Raw genomic sequence first — 278 nt, 5'->3', positions numbered from 1 at the left:
CACCCAGATCGCGCAGATGCTGCGGAATGCCGATGTCAGCAGAGAGACGAGCAATGGCGTGAATGGCCAGTTCTGCGGCATCCATGGTGGAAAGTCCGTCAGTGTTTTCGCCCATAAACTCTGCAATGTCGGCAAATTTTTCCGGGTTAGCGATCAGGTTATAGCGCGCCACGTGCGGCAGCAGTACGGCATTCGCCACGCCGTGCGGCATGTCGTACAGACCGCCAAGTTGATGCGCCATCGCGTGAACGTAGCCGAGGTTGGCGTTGTTGAAAGCC

General features: G+C 57.6%; 1 pseudogene. It reads right to left on the bottom strand.

Annotated features, from left to right (window positions below):
• A pseudogene (locus P8629_RS11740) lies at positions 1 to 278 on the bottom strand (iron-containing alcohol dehydrogenase); the annotation flags it as partial.

The sequence above is a fragment of the Hydrogenovibrio sp. 3SP14C1 genome, from assembly GCF_029625905.1.
Classification (GTDB): Bacteria; Pseudomonadota; Gammaproteobacteria; order Thiomicrospirales; family Thiomicrospiraceae; genus Hydrogenovibrio.
This window is presented reverse-complemented; position numbering and strand designations above follow the sequence as displayed.